17 protein-coding genes are annotated in these 20,274 nt (G+C 66.4%); 8 read left to right on the top strand and 9 right to left on the bottom strand.

All coding sequences use genetic code 11. From position 1 onward, the window contains the following. Positions 1–5: 5 nt before the first annotated feature. From K5L94_RS09825 to cmk, 4 genes are all read right to left on the bottom strand, one after another. Positions 6–290 (bottom strand): LapA family protein, encoded by a 285-nt coding sequence (locus tag K5L94_RS09825; protein ID WP_006430981.1) that lies wholly within the window; start codon positions 288–290, stop codon positions 6–8. 77 nt (positions 291–367) lie between these two features. Beyond that, positions 368–673: an integration host factor subunit beta gene (locus K5L94_RS09820; RefSeq protein ID WP_005409286.1), complete on the bottom strand. Its 306-nt coding sequence runs from the start codon at positions 671–673 to the stop codon at positions 368–370. A gap of 88 nt (positions 674–761) precedes the next feature. Further along, entirely contained in the window at positions 762–2,447 is a 1,686-nt protein-coding gene (rpsA, locus tag K5L94_RS09815) for a 30S ribosomal protein S1 (RefSeq protein ID WP_005416230.1), read from the bottom strand. Between the two features lie 198 nt (positions 2,448–2,645). After that, positions 2,646–3,323, bottom strand: coding sequence for a (d)CMP kinase (cmk, locus tag K5L94_RS09810; RefSeq protein WP_008265652.1), 678 nt, complete (start codon positions 3,321–3,323; stop codon positions 2,646–2,648). A 197-nt stretch (positions 3,324–3,520) separates the two neighbouring features. Here cmk and ykgO point away from each other — a divergent pair, with 197 nt between their 5' ends. The 6 genes from ykgO (at position 3,521) to K5L94_RS09780 (ending at position 8,052) form a co-directional block, all read left to right on the top strand. Beyond that, positions 3,521–3,646, top strand: coding sequence for a type B 50S ribosomal protein L36 (ykgO, locus tag K5L94_RS09805; RefSeq protein WP_005409283.1), 126 nt, complete (start codon positions 3,521–3,523; stop codon positions 3,644–3,646). Between the two features lie 176 nt (positions 3,647–3,822). Further along, on the top strand, positions 3,823–4,122 hold the full coding sequence (locus tag K5L94_RS09800; protein WP_404830627.1) for a hypothetical protein: 300 nt from the start codon (positions 3,823–3,825) through the stop codon (positions 4,120–4,122). A gap of 42 nt (positions 4,123–4,164) precedes the next feature. After that, positions 4,165–5,202 (top strand): agmatine deiminase family protein, encoded by a 1,038-nt coding sequence (locus K5L94_RS09795; protein WP_053449516.1) that lies wholly within the window; start codon positions 4,165–4,167, stop codon positions 5,200–5,202. A 192-nt stretch (positions 5,203–5,394) separates the two neighbouring features. Next, positions 5,395–6,282: a carbon-nitrogen hydrolase gene (locus K5L94_RS09790; RefSeq protein WP_049442792.1), complete on the top strand. Its 888-nt coding sequence runs from the start codon at positions 5,395–5,397 to the stop codon at positions 6,280–6,282. A 14-nt stretch (positions 6,283–6,296) separates the two neighbouring features. Further along, on the top strand, positions 6,297–6,827 hold the full coding sequence (locus K5L94_RS09785; protein ID WP_049457844.1) for a GNAT family N-acetyltransferase: 531 nt from the start codon (positions 6,297–6,299) through the stop codon (positions 6,825–6,827). Next, the gene (locus K5L94_RS09780; protein ID WP_053449515.1) at positions 6,820–8,052 is read left to right on the top strand and encodes a TraB/GumN family protein; all 1,233 of its coding nucleotides are present in this window, start codon (positions 6,820–6,822) and stop codon (positions 8,050–8,052) included. The genes K5L94_RS09785 and K5L94_RS09780 overlap by 8 nt, the downstream gene beginning before the upstream one ends. 157 nt (positions 8,053–8,209) lie before the next feature. Here the strand turns inward: K5L94_RS09780 and K5L94_RS09775 are convergent, their stop codons facing one another. The 3 genes from K5L94_RS09775 to K5L94_RS09765 are packed head-to-tail and all read right to left on the bottom strand — an operon-like array spanning position 8,210 to position 15,956. Next, a complete protein-coding gene (locus K5L94_RS09775) occupies positions 8,210–11,290 on the bottom strand; it encodes an efflux RND transporter permease subunit (RefSeq protein ID WP_053449514.1) in 3,081 nt (1,026 codons plus the stop codon). Then, positions 11,287–14,808, bottom strand: coding sequence for an efflux RND transporter permease subunit (locus K5L94_RS09770; protein ID WP_053449513.1), 3,522 nt, complete (start codon positions 14,806–14,808; stop codon positions 11,287–11,289). Before K5L94_RS09770 ends, K5L94_RS09775 begins: the two co-directional genes overlap by 4 nt. After that, on the bottom strand, positions 14,805–15,956 hold the full coding sequence (locus K5L94_RS09765; RefSeq protein ID WP_008266938.1) for an efflux RND transporter periplasmic adaptor subunit: 1,152 nt from the start codon (positions 15,954–15,956) through the stop codon (positions 14,805–14,807). The genes K5L94_RS09770 and K5L94_RS09765 overlap by 4 nt, the downstream gene beginning before the upstream one ends. A gap of 205 nt (positions 15,957–16,161) precedes the next feature. Here K5L94_RS09765 and K5L94_RS09760 point away from each other — a divergent pair, with 205 nt between their 5' ends. Both K5L94_RS09760 and K5L94_RS09755 read left to right on the top strand, forming a co-directional pair. Continuing rightward, positions 16,162–16,551, top strand: coding sequence for a c-type cytochrome (locus K5L94_RS09760; protein WP_053449512.1), 390 nt, complete (start codon positions 16,162–16,164; stop codon positions 16,549–16,551). 9 nt (positions 16,552–16,560) lie between these two features. Continuing rightward, positions 16,561–17,022 (top strand): c-type cytochrome, encoded by a 462-nt coding sequence (locus K5L94_RS09755; RefSeq protein ID WP_006430887.1) that lies wholly within the window; start codon positions 16,561–16,563, stop codon positions 17,020–17,022. 172 nt (positions 17,023–17,194) lie between these two features. On the opposite strand, the gene K5L94_RS09750 is transcribed toward K5L94_RS09755, so the two are convergent. Then, positions 17,195–19,075: an ATP-binding cassette domain-containing protein gene (locus tag K5L94_RS09750; RefSeq protein WP_274512502.1), complete on the bottom strand. Its 1,881-nt coding sequence runs from the start codon at positions 19,073–19,075 to the stop codon at positions 17,195–17,197. Between the two features lie 288 nt (positions 19,076–19,363). Next, a complete protein-coding gene (locus tag K5L94_RS09745) occupies positions 19,364–20,239 on the bottom strand; it encodes a LysR family transcriptional regulator (RefSeq protein WP_274512501.1) in 876 nt (291 codons plus the stop codon). Positions 20,240–20,274 lie beyond the last annotated feature (35 nt).

The following is a 20,274-nucleotide window of genomic DNA, read 5'->3' as shown; positions in this document are numbered from 1 at the left end:
TTCGATCAGCGTCCGTCAAAAGATTGGGAGGAAACACCCGCGGCCGGCGTCGCCGCCCCGGACTTGTTGGCACGGCGCAGCTGGCTGTAGAGCGGAATGACCACGCTTACCAGCACCAGACCGGCACCGACGATGACACCCACCAGCAGTGCAGCGATCAGCGCCACGCCTACCGAAGTATGCAACTGGGTGAAAAGCAGGTTGATCGACATCGCGGTCATGTTGACCGCACCGATGATCAGCCCAAGGATCAGGACCGCCAGCAGGACCAGCAGACGAAAAACCTTCATGCGAGAGCTCCAGTGGCAGGAGTCCGTAGCTTATCCGACTCGCGGCTTGATTCGCACGCGGTGGCGCGACGGGAGGCTCAGGCCGGATCAGCGTCCAGCGGCAGCACACTGCTGACCCGCTCGCGCAGTTCCTTGCCCGGCTTGAAATGGGGAACATGCTTGCCCGGCAGGGCAACCGATTCGCCGGTCTTCGGGTTGCGACCCAGGCGCGGCGGACGATAGTGCAGCGAGAAGCTGCCGAAACCACGAATTTCGATGCGATCCCCGGCGGACAGCGAACCGCCCATCATTTCCAGCAACGACTTCACCGCCAGATCGACATCATCGGCCTTCAGGTGCGCCTGGCGGCGCGCAAGGATTTCGATCAGTTCGGATTTGGTCATCACCGGCTCACATCAGGGGCATCTCAGCCTGAAACGGCCCGGGCAAACGCCCGGGCCGTCCAGGAAACAACGTACAGCGTAAGGCCGATTACTCGGACTTGTTGCCGTTCAGCTGTGCACGCAGCAGCGCGCCCAGCTGGGTGGTGCCGCTGGAAGCCGAAGAGGACTGGTATTCCTCCAGCACTTCGCGCATTTCCGCGTCGTCCTTGGCCTTGATCGACAGCTGCAGGGTACGGCCCTTGCGGTCCATGCCCACGAACTTGGCTTCGACCTTGTCGCCGACCTTCAGGTGCTGGGTGGCGTCGTCAACGCGCTCGTTGGCGATGTCGCGTGCCGAGACGTAACCTTCGATGCCGTCAGCCAGCTCGATGATCGCGCCCTTGGCGTCGACTTCCTTCACCACGCCTTCGACCTTGGAGCCCTTCGGATTGGCAGCCATGTACTGGCCGAACGGATCCTGCTCCAGCTGCTTCACGCCCAGGGAGATGCGCTCGCGCTCCGGATCGACAGCCAGGACGACGGCGTCCAGGGTATCGCCCTTCTTGAAGTTGCGAACGACGTCTTCGCCGGTGGTGTTCCAGCTGATGTCGGACAGGTGGACCAGGCCGTCGATGCCGCCGTCCAGGCCGATGAAGATGCCGAAGTCGGTGATCGACTTGATCTGGCCCGACACCTTGTCACCCTTCTTGTGGGTGGCAGCGAAGGTTTCCCACGGATTGGCGGCAACCTGCTTCATGCCCAGCGAGATACGGCGACGCTCTTCGTCGACGTCCAGGACCATGACTTCAACTTCGTCACCGACCTGCACAACCTTGGACGGGTTGACGTTCTTGTTGGTCCAATCCATCTCGGAGACGTGCACCAGGCCTTCGACGCCCGGCTCGATCTCGACGAACGCGCCGTAATCGGTGACGTTGGAGACCTTGCCGAAGACGCGGCTGTTGGCCGGGTAACGACGACCGATGTTGTCCCACGGATCCTCGCCCAGCTGCTTCAGGCCCAGCGAAACGCGGTTGCGCTCGCGGTCGAACTTCAGCACGCGGACGTCCAGCTCGTCGCCGACGTTCACGACTTCCGACGGGTGACGCACGCGCTTCCACGCCATGTCGGTGATGTGCAGCAGGCCGTCGATACCGCCCAGGTCCACGAACGCGCCGTAGTCGGTCAGGTTCTTGACGACACCCTTCAGGATCGCGCCTTCCTGCAGCTTGTCCATCAGCTGCTCGCGCTCTTCCGAGTGCTCGCTTTCGACGACAGCGCGGCGCGAGACCACGACGTTGTTACGCTTGCGGTCCAGCTTGATGAGCTTGAACTCGAGTTCCTTGCCTTCCAGGTAGGCCGGATCGCGCACCGGGCGCACATCGACCAGGGAACCCGGCAGGAAGGCGCGGACATCCTTGATGTCCACGGTGAAACCACCCTTGACCTTGCCGCTGATGCGGCCGGTGATGGTTTCGTTCTTTTCCAACGCTTCTTCCAGCTCGTCCCACACCATCGCGCGCTTGGCCTTCTCGCGCGACAGGACGGTTTCGCCGAAGCCGTTCTCGATCGAGTCGAGGGCGACCTTGACGATGTCGCCTTCGGCGACGTCGATTTCGCCAGCGTCGTTACGGAACTGTTCGATCGGCACGATGCCTTCGGACTTCAGGCCAGCGTTGATCACCACGACGTCGCCGCGGACTTCAACAACGGTACCGCTGACGATGGCGCCCGGCTTCAGCTTGGCCAGGTTGGCCTGGCTGGCTTCAAACAGTTCGGCAAATGATTCGGTCATTAGATTTACTCTGTTGGACACATGGGTCGGTGGCGTCCCCTTCAGGGGAATGGCGACCGCCCGCCTGTTGGTCGACCCCGGAAACGCAGGTCGTGTGTAGTAGGAAAACCGCCACGCATCATTGCGCGACGGAGCTGGTACAGCACTGCTATGCGCGACCACCACCGATGCTGCTGGCAGTGCTCCCGCGCGAACGGATCAGGCAGCCGGAACCGGAAGCAGATCCATCACTCTGGCAACGACATCTGCGATGCCGATGCCTGTGGTGTCGATGAGGACAGCATCGTCTGCCGGCTTCAGGGGCGCCACGGTACGCTGAGCATCACGGGCGTCGCGGGCCATGATCTCGCGCAGGAGGTCATCAAAGTTAACAGAAACCCCCTTGTCTTTCAACTGCTTATGCCGGCGCTCGGCGCGCTCCTCGGCACTGGCGGTCAGGAAGACCTTGTAGGAGGCGTCCGGGAAGATCACCGTGCCCATGTCGCGGCCGTCGGCGACCAGGCCAGGCAGTTCCCTGAATGCGCGCTGGCGCTCTTTCAGCGCGGCCCGCACCTCGGGGATGGCCGCGATGGCCGAGGCCAGCGCCCCGGTGGTCTCCAGGCGCAATTCGTCGGTGGCATCGGTGCCGTTCACCATGACCCGCATCGATTCACCCTGTTCAACAAACTGAACGTGGGTATCGAAGGTGCAGCGCACTAGGGCCGACGCGTCGGAGGTATCGATGTCGGCCCAGCTCGCAGCCACGCCCACCGCCCGGTACAGGGCGCCCGAATCCAGGTAATGCCAGCCCATCCGGCGCGCGATGATGCGGCTGATGGTACCCTTGCCAGCCCCGGAAGGGCCGTCGATGGTCAGGACGGGAGCGAGTGGATTCATGGGGTTCCCAGAGCGTTCGAAGGGGTCATTCTAGCCCCTGCCCGACGCCCCCAGCGGGATCTTTTGTGCAACCACTTGAAACCATGAGGAAAAGCCCGGTAGAATGGCGGGCTTGAACGAGCGTCAACTGCCGATTGTCTTTCGCATATCGCGGCCACGCTCCACCCGAACAACTACTGTTTACGCCGAGGTATGCCATGAAAGTCCTGTCCTCCCTGAAGTCGGCGAAGGCCCGTCACCGTGACTGCAAGGTCGTGCGTCGTCGTGGCAAGATCTTCGTCATCTGCAAGTCGAACCCGCGTTTCAAGGCGCGTCAGCGCTAAGCCTCACAGCCTTCCGGCTGCGGCTGGCCCTACGCGGGGCCGACCCGATGCAAGAAACCGCCTTCGGGCGGTTTTTTGTTTTATGCGGCTTTTTCCTGCCGATTTTGCTGTAATCGCCGTTCTTGACCACTGGGGAGTAGATCGAGATGAAGCGTTACCTGTCCGCCCTGGCCGTGATGGCCACCCTGGCCGCCGCCACACCGGCGCTGGCCGATACCCTGCTTGTCGACCGTGCCCGCGAGAAGCCGGCCGGTGCCCTCCCCGTGCGCGGCCAGAGCATGCAGCAGGTGCAGGCACAGTTCGGCGCGCCGAGCGAACAGCTGCAGCCGCGCGGCGGGCAGAAGCGGCAATGGCCGACCATCAACCGCTGGGTCTACCCGCAGTTCACCGTCTACTTCGAGAAGCAGAAGGTGATCGACGTGGTGGCCAACCAGGCGGACCCGAACGAAGTCGGCCCGAAACCACCGATCCGTTGATCCCTTTACTACCCGCCGTGGGCGGGCCTGTGTAGCGAGACCATGAACCAGACCCTTCGTTTTCCTGCCGAGTGGGAAGCCCAGAGCGGCGTCCTGATTGCCTGGCCCACCGCCGACACCGACTGGGCCGAGCGCCTGGGCCAGGTGGAAGAGACCTACATCGCCCTGGTCGCGGCCATCACCCGCTTCCAGCCGGTGCTGATCTGCGTGGCCGACGACGACGTGGAGACCTATGCCGAGATGCGGCTGCGCTCCAACCGCATCGACATGGACAAGGTCCACTTCACCACGGCGGCCTACGACGACACTTGGCTGCGCGACTCCGGCCCGATCACCCTGCGCCGCGCTGATGGCGGCTTCCAGCTGCTGGATTTCCGCTTCACCGGCTGGGGCGGCAAGTTCGACGCCACCCTGGATGACCAGCTGGTGGGCGTGCTCGACCAGGCCGGCGTGTTCAACGACGCACCGGTGCGCAGCATCCCGTTCGCGCTGGAGGGCGGCGGCATCGAGACCGACGGCGAAGGCACCCTGCTGACCACCTGGAAGTGCCTGCACGAGCGCCACCCGGACCGCGACCGCGCCAGCCTGAGTGCCGACCTGGCCGACTGGCTGCAGCAGGACCGCGTGCTGTGGCTGGACCACGGCTACCTGGAAGGCGACGACACCGACGCCCACATCGACACCCTCGCCCGCTTCGCCTCGGCCGACAGCATCGTCTACCAGGCCTGCGACGACGAGAGCGACTCGCACTATGCCGAGCTGCAGGCGATGGGCAACGAACTGGCCGCGCTGCGCACCAAGGATGGCCAGCCGTACCGCCTGTTCCCGCTGCCGTGGGCACAGCCGGTGATCGACGAAGGCCGCCGCCTGGCCGCGTCGTACGCCAACTACCTGATCGTCAATGGCGCGGTGCTGATGCCGGCCTATGGCGACCCGGCTGACGACCTGGCGCGCGACGTGCTGGCGCAGGCACACCCGGGCCGCGAGATCGTGCAGGTGCCCTGCCGCTCGCTGATCTGGCAGAACGGCAGCCTGCACTGCATCACCATGCAGCTGCCGGCGGGGTTGTTGAAGGCGTAACGGATGCCGCCGGGCCCCGCCCGGCGCTCTCCCTGTAGAGTCGAGCCATGCTCGACTGGCTTTCCGCGCGATCTGACCGGAGAGCAGTCGAGCATGGCTCGACTCTACAAAGGGCGGCCCATTCAGCGCGCAACACGCCGTCGCCATCCATCCGCGCTAACATGCAGGTTTTCCCCCGCAGGAACGCCCCGCATGAACTCGCGCAGCCCCCTTACCGTCGCCCTGATCCAGGAGCGCAACCACGGTGACGCCGCCGCCAATCTGGCGGTGATCGAAGCACGCGTGGCCGAGGCGGCTGCGCAGGGTGCCAAGCTGGTGCTGCTGCAGGAACTGCACAACGGCCCGTACTTCTGCCAGCACGAGTCGGTGGACGAGTTCGACCTGGCCGAGCCGATTCCGGGCCCCAGCACCGAGCGCCTGGGCGCGCTGGCGAAGAAGCATGGCGTGGTGCTGGTCGGTTCGCTGTTCGAGCGCCGCGCCGCCGGCCTGTACCACAACACCGCCGTGGTGTTCGAGAAGGACGGCACCCTGCTCGGCAAGTACCGCAAGATGCACATCCCGGACGATCCGGGCTTCTACGAGAAGTTCTACTTCACTCCGGGCGACATCGGTTTCACCCCGATCGATACCTCGGTGGGCCGCCTCGGCGTGCTGGTGTGCTGGGACCAGTGGTACCCGGAAGCGGCGCGCCTGATGGCGCTGGCCGGTGCCGAGCTGCTGCTGTACCCGACCGCGATCGGCTGGGACCCGGACGACGTGCAGGACGAGAAGACCCGCCAGCGCGACGCCTGGGTGCTGAGCCACCGCGGCCACGCCGTGGCCAACGGCCTGCCGGTGCTGAGCTGCAACCGCGTCGGCCACGAAGCCTCGCCGCTGGGCGCGTCGGGCATCCAGTTCTGGGGCAACAGCCACGTGCTGGGCCCGCAGGGCGAATTCCTGGCCGAAGCCGGCACCGACGCCACCGTGCTGCTGTGCGATGTGGACCTGCAGCGCAGCGAGCACGTGCGCCGCATCTGGCCATTCCTGCGTGATCGCCGCATCGATGCGTACGGCGACCTGCTCAAGCGCTACATCGACTGAGCCGGAGCCCGCGCATGGCCGTCCTCATCCGTGATGCCGGCCCGGCCGACATCGACGCGATCACCGCGATCTACGCGGTGGAAGTGACCGACTTCGTCAACACCTACGAGTACGACATTCCGGACGCGACCGAGATGCTGCGCCGCATGCGCGACATCATCGACCGTGGCTTCCCCTACCTGGTCGCCGAGATCGACGGCCAGGTGGCCGGCTATGCCTACGCCAACACCTACCGCACCCGCGTGGCCTACCAGTGGACCGTCGAGAATTCGGTCTACGTCGATGCCCGTTTCCAGGGCAAGGGCGTGGGCACCGGCCTGCTGCAGGCCCTCATCGATGCCTGCGTGGCGCGCGGCTACCGGCAGATGGTGGCGGTGATCGGTGAACCGACCAACACCGCTTCGATCAAGCTGCACGAACGCTTCGGCTTTCACCTGGTAGGCGTTTTCAAGGGCCTGGGCCGCAAGCACGGCCGCTGGCTGGACACCGTGCAGATGCAGCGCGCGCTCGGCGATGGCGCTGACACCGCACCTTCCAATGAATGAACCCATGACTGAAACCCTTACCGAGACCGGCGACGACCTGTTCGCCGGCCAGCCGGTGCGTGTCGTCGAACGTGACGGCGTGCGCTACACCCTGCTGGGCACTGCCCACGTCTCCCGCGCCAGCGTCGAAGCCGTGGAAAAGGCCATCGACAGCGGCCGCTTCGATGCAGTGGCCGTCGAGCTGGACCCGCAGCGCCTGCAGGCGCTGAGCGACCCGGACACGCTGGCCAAGCTCGACCTGGTCGAGGTGATCCGCAAGGGCCGGGTGGCGCTGTTCGCCGCCAACCTGGCCTTGTCCGCCTACCAGCGCCGCCTGGCCGAACAGCTCGACATCGAGCCGGGCGCGGAACTCAAGCGTGCGGTGGAACTGGCGCGTGAGCGCAACCTGCCGGTACACCTGATCGACCGCGAGGTGGGCCTGACCTTCCGCCGCGCATCGCAGCGGCTGGGCTTCTTCGGCAAGCTGAAGCTGGTCGCCGGCCTCGGTGCCGGCCTGTTCTCATCCGAGGAAGTGGGCGAGAACGAGATCGAGAAACTCAAGCAGGGCGACATGCTGGAATCGAGCTTCGGCGAGTTCGCCAGCGAGAGCCCGGCGCTGTACGAGACCATCATCGGCGAGCGTGACCGCTACATGGCCACGCGCCTGCGCGAAGAACGCGACCCGCAGCAGCGCGAAGTGCTGGCCGTGGTCGGTGCCGGCCACCTGGCCGGGCTGGCGCGCTACCTGGAAACCGACACCGAGGCACCGGCGCCGCTGCGCGCGGAACTGGAGGCGGTGCCGAAGAAGCGCAACATTCCGTGGTTCACGCTGGGCATCCTGGCCATCGTGGCGACCGGCATCGGCGTGGGCTTCTATCGCGGTGGACTGGGCGTGGGTACCGAACTGCTGGCGACCTGGGCCATGTATACCGGTGGCCTGGCGGGCCTGGGCTGCCTGCTGGCCGGTGGCCATCCGCTGAGCATCCTCACCGCGATCGCGGTGGCTCCGTTCAAGCCGTTCCGCCTGAGCATCCCGACCGGTGCGTTCTCGGCGCTGGTGGAAGCGCGGCTGCGCAAACCGGCCTACGAGGACTTCCTGAAGCTGCGCGACGATGCGCAGAGCCTGAAGGGCTGGTACCGCAACCGCGTCACCCGGGTGGTACTCACCTTCATGCTGACCAACATCGGCAGCATGCTCGGCCTGTGGCTGACCACCTTCAAGGTTTGGGGCAAGGTCGCCGGCTGATTGCGTTGTGCCGCGTCGAGCCATGCTCGACTGCGCTCTGGCAGGTGCCAACCCTGGTTGGCGGAGCCAGAAAAAAAGGGGGAGGCCGCCCCACTACGACCGGCCTCCCCCACACCACAACACGTTGCCGCTGCTTGCGGTCGAGCAAGCTCGACCCCTACACCGGGGTACCCGCCACGACCTCCAGACCGCGCGCACGCCGAATCAGTCGCGTAACCGCACTGCGCAGGTCGTCCAGCACCGCGTAGATCGTCGGCAGGAACAGCAGGCTGACCACGGTCGAGAACGCCAGGCCTCCGGCGATCGCGCGCGCCATCGGCGCGTACTCCGGGCCATTGCCGAACATCTGCGTATTGGTCAGCGAGATCGGCACCATCGCCAGGATCGCCGTGCCCATGGTCATCATGATCGGGCGCAGGCGCTCGCGTGAGCCTTCCACCAGCGCCTGGGTGCGGCCCATGCCGCCGCGCCGCAGGTTGTTGATGTGCTCGATCATCACGATGCCGTTGTTCACCACCACGCCCATCAGCACCAGGATGCCGATGAAGGACATGATTCCGAACGAGGTGCCGGTGATCCAGAACAGCCAGAACACGCCGAAGATCGAGAACAGCACGCCGCTCATGATCGCCGCCGGGAACAGCAGCGATTCGAACACCGCCGCCATCACCACGTAGATCATCACCAGCGCGATGAGCAGGTTGAACACCATCTGCTGCATCGCCTCGTCGTCGTTGCCGTAGTCGCCGCCGTCGAAGGTGAAGCCGTAGCCGGCCGGGAAGTTCATCGGCTTGAGCACCGCTTCCATCGCCTTGCGGCCATCCGGCGCGGTGACCTTCTCGGCCAGGTTGGCCTTGATGGTCAGCGTGGTCTGGCGGTTGGTGCGGCCGATCTGGGTGGCGGACGAACCGACATCGACGGTGACCAGGCTCAGCAGCGGCACGCTGCGGCCATCACCGGTACGCACGCTGAAGCCGGCCAGGTCTTCCGGGCTGCTCTGCTCGGCACCGGCGAAGCGCACCCACACCGGCACCTCGTTGTCGCCGCGGCGGAACTCGCGCATCGGTGCGCCACGCAGCGCCAGGCCGACGAAGCTGGCCACCTGCTCGGCATTGAAGCCGAATGCCGCGGCACGCTCGCGATCGACGCGCACCTTCAGTTCTCCGCCCTTCTCGCCGTTGTCGATGCGCACGTCGCGCAGCTCGGCGCGCTGGGCCAGCAGCGGCACCACTTCCTGGCCGATCTCCTGCAGCATCGAACTTGAGTCGCCGACCAGCTGCACCTGCACGCCCTGGTTGCCACCGCCGCCACCGTCGCCGCCCTGGTTGCCGACGAAGTAGTCGGTGCGGGCGGACTTGGGCAGGCCCTTGCGCAGTTCTTCCTGCAGCGCCTTGATGTCCTTGGCGTACTTCTCGTCCAGGGTGACCACGGTCGAGCTGCCTTCCTGCTCGCTGTACCAGGAGTAGACCTGCTTCACATGCAGGCGCTCGCGGTTCTGGTCGATCCAGTTCTCCACCCGTGCCACTTCATCGGACATCTGCCGATAGGTGTAGGCGCCCTTCCACATGTAGCCGATGAAGATGTCCTTGCCGCCATCACCGCCGAACATGTCGATCTTGGTCAGCTTCATCGGCACCAGGCTGACCAGCACCACCAGCACGATGCCGAGCAGGCTCCAGCCGCGATGGTGCAGCGACCAGTCCAGCAGCGTGGCATAGCGGCGCTGCAGCCGGGCGATCATGCCGGTCTGCGAGTGCACCAGCTTGGGCGTGGCCATGCGCGCGGACAGCATCGGGATCAGGCTGACCGCGACCAGCCACGAAGCCAGCAGCGAGACCGAGATGGTGATCGCGATCTGCGACATGAAGATGCTGATGTTGTTGGTCTCGCCGAACAGGTTCGGCACGAACACGATGCAGTGGCACAACGTGCCCGCGCTGAGCGCGATGGCCACGTTGCGGGTGCCGATGATCGAAGCCAGCCGCGGCTGCCCGGGCATGCGCTCGCGTTCCTGGTAGATGCTCTCCACCACCACCACGGCGTTGTCGACCAGCATGCCCACCGCCAGCAGCAGGCCCATCATGGTCAGGATGTTCAGCGTCACACCGACGAAGTACATGAAACCCAGGGTGATGGTGAAGCAGATCGGGATCGCCAGCGTCACCATCAGCGTGGACGGCCAATGGCGCAGGAAGAAGAACAGCACCGTGATCGACAGGATCAGGCCGACGGCACCGGCCTCGGCCAGCTCCAGCAGCGATGACGTCACCGCCTTGCCCTGGTTGTCGATCACCTTGATCTGAACGTCGCGCATCGACGCCTCGGCGCGGATCGATTCGACCTCGGCCAGCGCGGCACGCGAGACCTCCACCAGGTTGGCGCTGCGCTCCTTGAAGATGTCCAGGCCGACCGCCGGGTTGCCGTCCAGGCGGCGCCCGTAGTTCATGCGCGCCGGCTTCAGCCGAACATCGGCAATGTCGCCCAGACGCAGGCCCTTGGCGTTGATCACCAGGTCACGCATCTCCTGCAGGTCGGTGATCTCGCCCACCGGCTGCACGCGCACGCGCTGGCCGTTGTCATCGATCTGCCCGGCCGAGATCGAGAAGTTCAGCGTGCGCAGGCGCTCGCTCAGCTCGTTGATGCTCAGCCCGTGCGCGTTGAGCCGGTTCGGATCGATGGCAATCTCCACCTCGTTCGGCGGCGCGCCGGTGATATCGACGCGCGCCACGCCCGGAATACGCTCGATGCGCCGCTTGAACTCGCGGTCAAGCATGTCATAGGCGGTGGTCAGGTCGGTGGTACTGGCCAGGCGCACCTTCAGGACCGGCTGGTCGCTGCTGGACCACTTGAACACGTTGTAGCGCTGCAGGTCGTCGGGCAGGTCGCTGCGGATCGCATCGATGCGCTCGCGGGCATCGGAGGCGGCGATGGCGATATCACGGTCCCAGTCGCTGAACTCGATGTAGATCAGCGCCGCTTCGGAGGTCGCCGACGAGCGCATGCGCTTGATCCCGGTCATCGTCGCCAGCGACTCCTCGACCGGGCGGATGATGGTCCGCTCCACTTCCTCCGGGGTCGAACCGGTGTACGGGATCTGCACGAACAGGAACGGCGCGGAGATGTCCGGCAGCGCTTCCAGCGGCAACCGGAACGAAGCGATCAGGCCGATCACCACCAGCGACACGAAGCACATGATGGTGGTGACCGGACGGCGGATGGAGAACTCGGCAACGCTCATGCCGGTTCCTCCGCACCCGCCGCGCTGCCGGCGGCACCCGGCTCGATCTCACCTGCGTGCTTGCGGCCGCGTTCACGGTAGTACGCATCACCGCGACGATCCATCAGGTCGTACACCACCGGGATCACCAGCAGGGTCAGCAGGGTCGATACCAGCAGGCCGCCGATCACGGTGATCGCCATCGGCGCGCGTACTTCGGCACCCTCTCCCATCGCCACCGCCAGCGGCAGGAAGCCGAACAGCGTGCACAGGGTGGTCATGATGATCGGCCGCAGGCGCGAGCGCGCCCCCTCTACGAGTGCCTCGTGCTTGGCCACGCCGGCCTCGCGCAGCTGGTTGACCTTGTCGATCAGGATGATCGCGTTCTTGGTGACCAGGCCGACCAGCAGGATCAGGCCGATGAACACCACCACCGAAATCGGCTTGCCGGTCAGCATCAGCGCCAGGATCGCACCGACCAGCGCCAGCGGGATGGTGAACAGGATCACGAACGGATGCAGCAGCGACTCGAACTGCGAAGCCATCACCAGGTAGACCAGGAAGATCGCCAGGCCGAAGGCGAAGATCAGCGACTTCGCCGCCTGTGCCAGCTCCTCGCCCTGGCCGCCGATATGCAGGCCAACGCCCGCACCCAGCGGCTGCTCGGCCACCATCTGCTGCACTTCGCGCATGGCCGCGCCGAGATCGATGTCGCGCAGGTTGGCCGACACCACTGCCACGCGTGTCTGATCGGCACGATGGATCTCGCTCGGACCGGTGGTGGCGACCACATCGGCCACCGCGTCCAGGGTGACCGGGCGCGTGCTGCCCGGGTTGACGATCAGCCGACGGATGCTCTCCACGCTGGCGCGATCACCTTCCTGCGCCCGCACCAGCACGTCGATCTTGCGGTCGCGGAAGCTGTAGCGGGTGGCGACGTCGCCGCGCACCTTCTTCACCACCACATCGGCGATCTGGCGGGTGGTCAGGCCCAGCGCACCGGCACGTTCCTGGTCGAAGCGGATCTGGATTTCCGGGAAACCCTCTTCCACTGTCGACTTCACGTCGGCGTAGTGCGCATTGCCGCGCAGCATCGCCGCCAGGCGCTGGCCGGCCACTTCCAGGGTCGCCATGTCCTGCCCGCGCAGTTCGATTTCCAGCGGCGTGGAGAAGCTGAACAACGCCGGCCGTGCGAAATCGACCTGGGCGCCCGGATGCTGGCCCATGGTGCCGCGCAGGCGTTCGGTGATGGCCGCTTCGGTACGTGCGTTGCCGCCGCCTTCCATCACCACGGTCAGCTTGCCGATGTTCTCGCCGCTTTCGGTCGGGCTCGCATCCAGCCGGGTACCACTGCCACTGACGCCGTACAGCGATGCCACACCCTCGCCCTTGCCGTGTGCCAGCTGCAGTTCGCGCACCAGCGCATCGGTCTGCTTCAGCGGCGTGCCGGCCGGCAGCTTCACCGTCATTTCGAAACGGTCCTGCGCCAGCTGCGGAATCAGGTCGGCACCGAGCATCGGCACCAGCGCCATGGTCGCCACGAAGATGATCGTGGCCACGCCCAGCACCTTGCCCGGGTGGGCCAGCGCGCTCGGCAGCAGGCGCAGATAGCCGCGCTCGGCACCCGCGTAGGGCTTCATCGCCAGATCGCTGGCCTTGCGCATCACCGGGCCGACCACCGCCACCACGCCGCGCCACAGGCGTACCACCAGCCAGGCCAGCGCATAGAAGCCCCAGCGCACGGTCGCGACGACGCCACGGCGGCCCAGCGCGACCGGCTTCTGCCAGCGGTTCTGCGGCTGCCACGGTTCATTCGGTGCCTCTTCCGGGAACGCCAGCGGTGGCCGTCCCTTCAGCGAGCTCAACATCGGGATCAGCGTCATCGACACCAGCAGCGAGATCGCGATGGCGATCGCCACGGTCAACGCCTGGTCGCGGAACAGCTGGCCGGCGATGCCGTCGACGAACACCAGCGGCAGGAACACCGCGATGGTGGTCAGGGTCGAGGCGACCACGGCCATGCTCACTTCGCGGGTACCGGCGATGGCCGCCTGCAGGATGCCCAGGCCGCGCTCGCGCGCCTTGGCGATGCTTTCCAGCACCACGATCGAGTCGTCCACCACCAGGCCGGTGGCCAGCGCCAAGCCGCCCAGCGACATCACGTTCAAGCTCAGCCCCAGCTGGCCCATGAAGAAGAACGTGGCGATGATCGAGACCGGCAGCGACAGGCTGATCACGAAGGTGCTCCAGCCATCACGCAGGAACAGGAAGATGATCAGGATCGCCAGCAGGCCACCGATCACCGCGTCCTTCTTGACGTCGGCGATGGCGTGCTCGATGAAGCGCGACTGGTCCTCGATGGTGGTCATCTCGACGTCGGCCGGGAACGTGCCCTTGATCTGCTCCAGGCGCTTGCGCAACGCCTCGGCGGTGGACACGGTGTTGGCGTCGCCTTCCTTGTAGATCGCCAGCTCGACCGATTCCTTGCCGCCCAGGCGGATCACCGCTTCGCGCTCCTTGTAGCCCTGGCGCACGGTGGCCACGTCCTTCAGGCGCACCGGCACCCCGTTGGCGATCACGCTGGACCCGCCGCCGGACGATGCGCTCTGCGCCGCCGAGGCCGCCGCGATGGCCGCCGCCGAGCCGGTCGAGGCGGCGATGTTGAACATCTGCTGCAGCGCCGAATCCGCCGCGCTGCCATTGCTTCCCTGGGTGGTGACCAGCAGGTTGCGGATCTCTTCCAGATCGGCGAACTGGTTGACGGTGCGCACCAGGAAACGCTGCGAACCTTCTTCCAGGCGGCCGCCGGAGATGTTGATGTTCTCGTCCTTCAGGCGCTTGATGACGGTGTCGATCGGCAGGTTCAGCTGGGCCAGCTTCTGCTGGTCGATGTCGACCTGGATCTCGTCTTCCAGGCCACCGCCGACCTTGACCGCGGCCACGCCGGAGACCGGCTCCAGCTTCTTCTTCAGGTCTTCATCGGCATAACGGCGCAGGCCGGTCAGCTCGCGGATCGCATCGGCATCGCTGGCCGGCGCGGTCTTGCTCGACAGCACCAGGCGCATGATCGGCTCGGTGGACGGGTTGAAGCGCAGCAGCACCGGCGCCTTCGCCTCAAGCGGCAGGTTCAGCGCTTCCATCTTGTCGCGCACCTCCAGGCTGGCCTGGTCCATGTTGGTGCCCCAGGCGAACTCCAGCACCACGTCGCTCTGGCCGGTGCGCGAGACCGACTTCAGCTTGCGCAGGTTCTTGACCACGCCCACCGCTTCTTCGACCGGCTGGGTGATCAGGGTTTCGATTTCGGTGGGCGCCGAACCGGTGTACTCGGTACGCACGGTCAGCGTCGGGTAGCTCAGGTCGGGCAGCAGGTTGACCTTGAGGTTGCCCAGCGCGATCAGGCCGAACAGCAGCAGGGTGACCGTGCACATGGCGATGGTCACGCGGCGGCGGGTGGCGAATTCCACCAGGCCGCCGCGCAGGCCGGCGGCGGCGCCGTCGCTCGCCGGCGAGGCACCGTGGTCGTGGCCCGGGGCGGTCATTGCTTGCTCCCGGCCTTGTCTGCCGGCGTGGCGGACGCTGCGACCGTCTTCGCCTTGGCCTTCGGATCGGCGATCACCTGCACCGCGGTGCCGTCGCGCAGGGCGACCTTGCCGGCGGTGACCACCTGATCACCGGCCGCCAGGCCATCACGGATCTCCACCCACGGGCCCTCGGCGTAACCCAGCTTGACCGGAACCCGTGCGACCTTGCCTTCGCGCACCCGGAACACCGCCGGCTCACCGTCGTCGAGCAACGAAAGGCGCGGCACCACGAGCGCATCGGCACGCTGGTCGTAATCGATGCGGATGCGGCCGAACATGCCGGGCTGCAGCGCGTGCGCGGCACCGTCGAAGGCGCTGACCACGCGAAACGTGCCGCTGCCCGAATCGACCACCGGTGCGATGCGATCGACGGTGCCGGTGAAACTCTGGCCCGGCAGCGCATCGGCAACCAGCGTCACCGGCTGGCCGGCACGCAGGGTGGCCAGCTCGCGCTCGGGGACGTTGAGCGTGGCTTCCAGCCGCGAGTTGTCGACGATGCGGAAGATCGGCGTGTTGATCTGCACGAAGTTGCCGGTCTTGATCGAGCGCGATGCGATGACGCCGGAGATCGGTGCCACCACCGTGGTGTAGGACAGTTCCAGCGTGGCCAGGCGGTACTGCGCGCGGACGTTTTCCAGGTCAAAGCGCAGCTGGTCGACGTCGGCGGCGCTGACCATCTGCTGGCCAACCAGCTTCTGTGCGCGCTGGTAGTTGTTTTCCAGCTTGCGCATCTGCGCTTCACTCTGGGCAACGGCCAGGCGTGCGCGGTCCGGGTCCAGCCGCACCAGCGGCTGGCCGGCGGTCACCCGCTGCCCTTCCTCGACCAGCACCGCCAACGCCACGCCGGAGGTCTTGGCCACCACCTGCGATTCGGCGCGCGGTTCCAGTGCGGCGGTGCCGGTGTAGCTGGCCGCGACCGCGCGGTGGCTGGCCACCGCCACTTCGACCGGGACCGCATCGACCTTCTTCTCCTCCTTGGTCTCGGCGGCCTTGGCTTCGGAATTGGGCCCTGCGGCGCAACCGCCCAGCAGCAGGGAGGTGGAGATCAGCAGTGCGGCAGCGCAGATTCCGCTGCGACGGCCGGACAGGAAGGTTGGGTGCGACATCGTCGGGTCCCTGGAGGATGCGTGGACAGGTGTGGTAGCAAAGTAATGCACCACTTCACGGCCACACCATATCCCAAAGGTCATGGTGTCTTCACGCCGCTGGTCGGCCCACCCCCATTTCAGCTAGATGAAACCTGGGGCTATACTCGGGGCGTTCCGTACCCCACGCCGGAACGACCAGACCCGAATCCCCGGAAACGACACCATGCGCCCGCAGCCGCTCGCCGCTTGTCTCGCTCTGGCCGTCCTCCTGCCCCTTGGGGCCGCCGCACAGCCCGCTCCTGCTCCTGCCACACCTGCCCCGGCCCCGGCTCCCGCCGCTGCCACGGCACCTGCCGCCCCTACCGGCAACTTCGACAATGGCCGCGTCCTGGCCTACACCTGCCAGGGGTGCCACGGCATCACCGGCTACAAGAACGCCTACCCCAGTTACCGGGTGCCGAAGATCGGCGGCCAGACCCAGCAGTACCTGGCCCAGGCCCTGACCGAGTACCGCCAGGGCAAGCGCCGGCATCCAACGATGCAGGCGCAGTCGATGAGCTTCAGCGAACAGGAGATCGCCGATCTCTCTGTTTACCTGTCCACCGTCAAGTAAGGCCCGCCCATGTCGAAAGCCGCGCATCCGATGCGTCATGCCATCGCCCTGTCCGTTGCCCTGCTGCTGGCCGCCTGTTCGCAGTCGCAGGTGGAAAACAGCGAAAAATCCGCCGCCGACCCGGGCCATGCCAGCGGCGAACACGGTTCTTCTTCATCGGCCGGCCTGCCTGCGGGCCGCGAGGCCGCCGGCGAAGCCCGCGCCAAGGTGAAGGGCAAGGCCACCAACCAGAGCTGCATCGACTGCCACGGGGCGGACGGCAATGCGCCGATCGATGCGACCTATCCGAAGCTGGGTGGCCAGTACGGTGACTACCTGGCGCACGCCCTGCAGGCCTACCGTGCCGGTGACCGCCAGCATGCGCTGATGACGCCGCAGGCCAAGGATCTGAGTGATCAGGACATCGCCGATCTGGCGGCGTACTTCGGCAGCCGGCCGAGCCAGCTGCGGGATCTGCACGGGGTCAAATGACCGCTGGCCCCCCGGTGGGTGCGGACCTAGGTCCGCACTGATGCCGCCATCCACGCATGGCGTGGATCTACCAGGCATCGGCGTCGGTAGGTGCGGACCGTTGGTCCGCACGGATCCCAATATCCACGCACGGCGTGGATCTACCGAGTCCACCGGCAGCGCCGGCCGGCGCTCAGCCTTCCAGCTCTTCCCAGCGCGCGTACGCGGCATCCAGCTCGGCCTGGACCTTGGCCAGCTGCTGGGTGTGCGCGGTCACTTCGGCACTGCTGCGGGTGTAGAACGACGGGTCGTTCATCGCCGAGGTCAGCCCTTCGACGTCGCCTTCCAGCTTCTCGATGGTCTTCGGCAGCTGTTCCAGTTCGCGCGCTTCCTTGTAGGCCAGCTTGCGCTTGGGCGCTGCGGGGGTAGCCGCCGCAGCGGCCGGTGCAGCTGCCGCCGGCTTGGCTGCCGGGGCCGCGGCAGGTGCAGCGATGCTGGCCGCGTAGCGCTGCCAGTCGCTGTAGCCACCGACGTACTCACCGATCACGCCGTCGCCTTCCATCACCAGCGTGGAGGTCACCACGTTGTCGATGAAATCACGGTCGTGGCTGACCAGCAGCAGGGTGCCGGTGTACTCGCCCAGCAGCTCTTCCAGCAGCTCCAGGGTTTCTACGTCGAGGTCGTTGGTCGGTTCGTCCATCACCAGCAGGTTGGACGGCTGCGCGAACAGCTTGGCCAGCAGCAGGCGGTTGCGCTCGCCACCGGACAGGCGGGTGATCGGCGCACGCGCGCGTTCCGGGGTGAACATGAAGTCCTGCAGGTAGGCATGCACGTGCTTGCGCTTGCCGTTGAACTCGAGGAAATCACGGCCTTCGGCCACGTTCTCGATCGCGCTCCAGTCTTCGCGCAGCACCGCGCGGTACTGGTCGAAATAGGCGATCTGCAGGTTGGTACCGGGGTTGACCTCACCCTTGGCCGGCTGCAGTTCACCCAGCAACAGCTTCAGCAAGGTGGTCTTGCCACTGCCGTTGGGGCCGATCAGGCCGATGCGGTCGCCACGCAGGATGGTGGTGCTGAAGTCACGGACCATCGTGCGCTCGCCGAAGGCGAACGAAATATCCTTGACGTCGATGACCTTCTTGCCCGAGCTGACGCCCTGCGCGGCTTCCATCTTGACGTTGCCGCTGAGATCGCGGCGCTGCGAGCGTTCGGTGCGCATCGCCTTCAGGCGGCGTACGCGGCCCTCGTCGCGGGTACGGCGCGCCTTGATGCCCTGGCGGATCCAGACTTCTTCCTGCGCCAGCAGCTTGTCGAAGCGGGCGTTTTCCTGCGCCTGCGCGTTGAGGCGTTCCTCGCGGCGGCGCTCGTAGTTGGCCCAGTCGCCCGGCCAGCTGGTGACCTGGCCGCGGTCGATCTCGACGATGCGGGTGGCCAGCGCACGCAGGAAGCGGCGGTCATGGGTGACGAACACCACGCTGCCGCTCCAGCCCTTCAGGAACGCTTCGAGCCAGTCGATGGCTTCGATGTCGAGGTGGTTGGTCGGTTCGTCCAGCAGCAGCACATCGGGGCTGGACACCAGCGCGCGCGCCAGCAGCACGCGGCGCTTCATGCCGCCGGACAGGCGGCCGAATTCGGCTTCGCCGTCGAGGTCGAGCTTGGTCAGGGTTTCGCTGACGCGCTGGTCCAGTCCCCAGCCGTTGGCGGCGTCGATCTTGGCCTGCACGTTGCCGAGCGCTTCGCCATCGAAGACTTCGGCGTGGCTGAGATGGTGGAACTCGGCCAGCCACTGGCCCAGTTCGCCCAGGCCATCGGCCACGACGTCGAACACCGAGCCGGCAGCGCCATGCGGCACTTCCTGCTCCAGGCGGGTGACACGCACGCCCTGCTGCACGCGGACTTCGCCGTCATCGGGCTTGTGGTCGCCGGACAGCAGCTTGAGCAGGGTGGATTTGCCGGCGCCATTGCGGCCGATCAGGGCGATGCGTTCGCCCGGCTCGATCGACAGTTCGGCCTTTTCCAGCAACAACGGGCCGCCGACGCTGAAGTCGACGTTCTGCAGAGTAATCAGAGGCATCCGGATATTGTACGGGTTGGGGGCGTCGGCCGGGTTGCACCCGGCACCCGCAGAGGCAACGGCCGCAGCCAAAGCAACGTCAAAAGCGGCTTACGGTGGCAGGCGGGTCGATGTGGGGCTGCAGGACACGCCGTAAACCCGTCCCTGGGGGCTCGATGGCGCCATCCATGGCGCCAACGGTCCTGCAGCCCCACACCGCCCCGCCTCTGACGGTTCATCGCGATCTGTTGGAACGGCATTCTGCTCTGGTGGGTGTCGACCTTGGTCGGCACATGGGAATCTGATGGCTTACCCCACTTCCCCCAACAACGCCTGCAAGCCCGGCAACCAGTGCTTGCCCGGGTGGCGTACCAGCCACAGGGTGCGCTGCAGGGTGGGCAGCGGGGTCTCCAGCACGCGCAGGCGGCCGAGAGCCAGCGGCTCTTCCAGCGTGTGGCGCGAGAGGCAGGCCAGGCCGAGGCCGGCGATGGCGGCCTGCTTGATCGCTTCGGTATTGCCCAGCTGCAGGGTCTGGGCGAATCCGCGCAGGTGCGGCAGCAGGGCCTGTTCGACGGCTTCGCGGGTACCGGAGCCGGGTTCGCGCAGCAGCCAGCGGGCGCTGCGCAGTTCATCCATCGTCCATCGCGCCGGGGCGTCGGCGGCCGCGACAATCACCAACGGATCCTGCTGCCAGGCGGTGACCTGCAGGCCACGCTCGTGGCACGGGCCCTCGATCAGGCCCGCGTCGACGTCCAGCCGCTGCACGGCAGCGACCACGCCGGCACTGTTGTCGATGCGCAGGTCGACCTCGGCCTGTGGCGCCTGCCGCAGCAGCTCGGCGATGCGCGGCGGCAGCAGGTAGTTGCCGATGGTGGTACTGGCGGCCAGCACCAGCCGCAGGGGTGCGCCCTGCGCCGGGTCGCCGCCAGCGGCCAGCTGCCGCTCCAGGTCGGCGGCATTGACCAGCAGCGTGCGCGCCGGCTCCAGCAGCGCGCGGCCATGCCCGTTCAGGGCCAGGCGACGGCCGATGCGGTCGAACAGCGGGGTGCCGAAATGTGCCTCCAACTCCTGCAGGGCGGCGCTGCTGGCCGACTGCGAGAGCGCGATGGCCTGGCCCGCAGCGGTGGTGCTGCCGTAGTCAGCGATGGCGACGAAGACCTGCAGCTGGCGCAAGGTCAGGCGCATGACAATTACCCGCTTGATAGGTAGCTTTCACCCAT

Source organism: Stenotrophomonas forensis, assembly GCF_028752115.1.
Lineage (GTDB): Bacteria > Pseudomonadota > Gammaproteobacteria > Xanthomonadales > Xanthomonadaceae > Stenotrophomonas > Stenotrophomonas forensis.
Note: the sequence above shows the minus strand (reverse complement) of the source record. Positions and strands in the feature narration are given on the sequence as shown.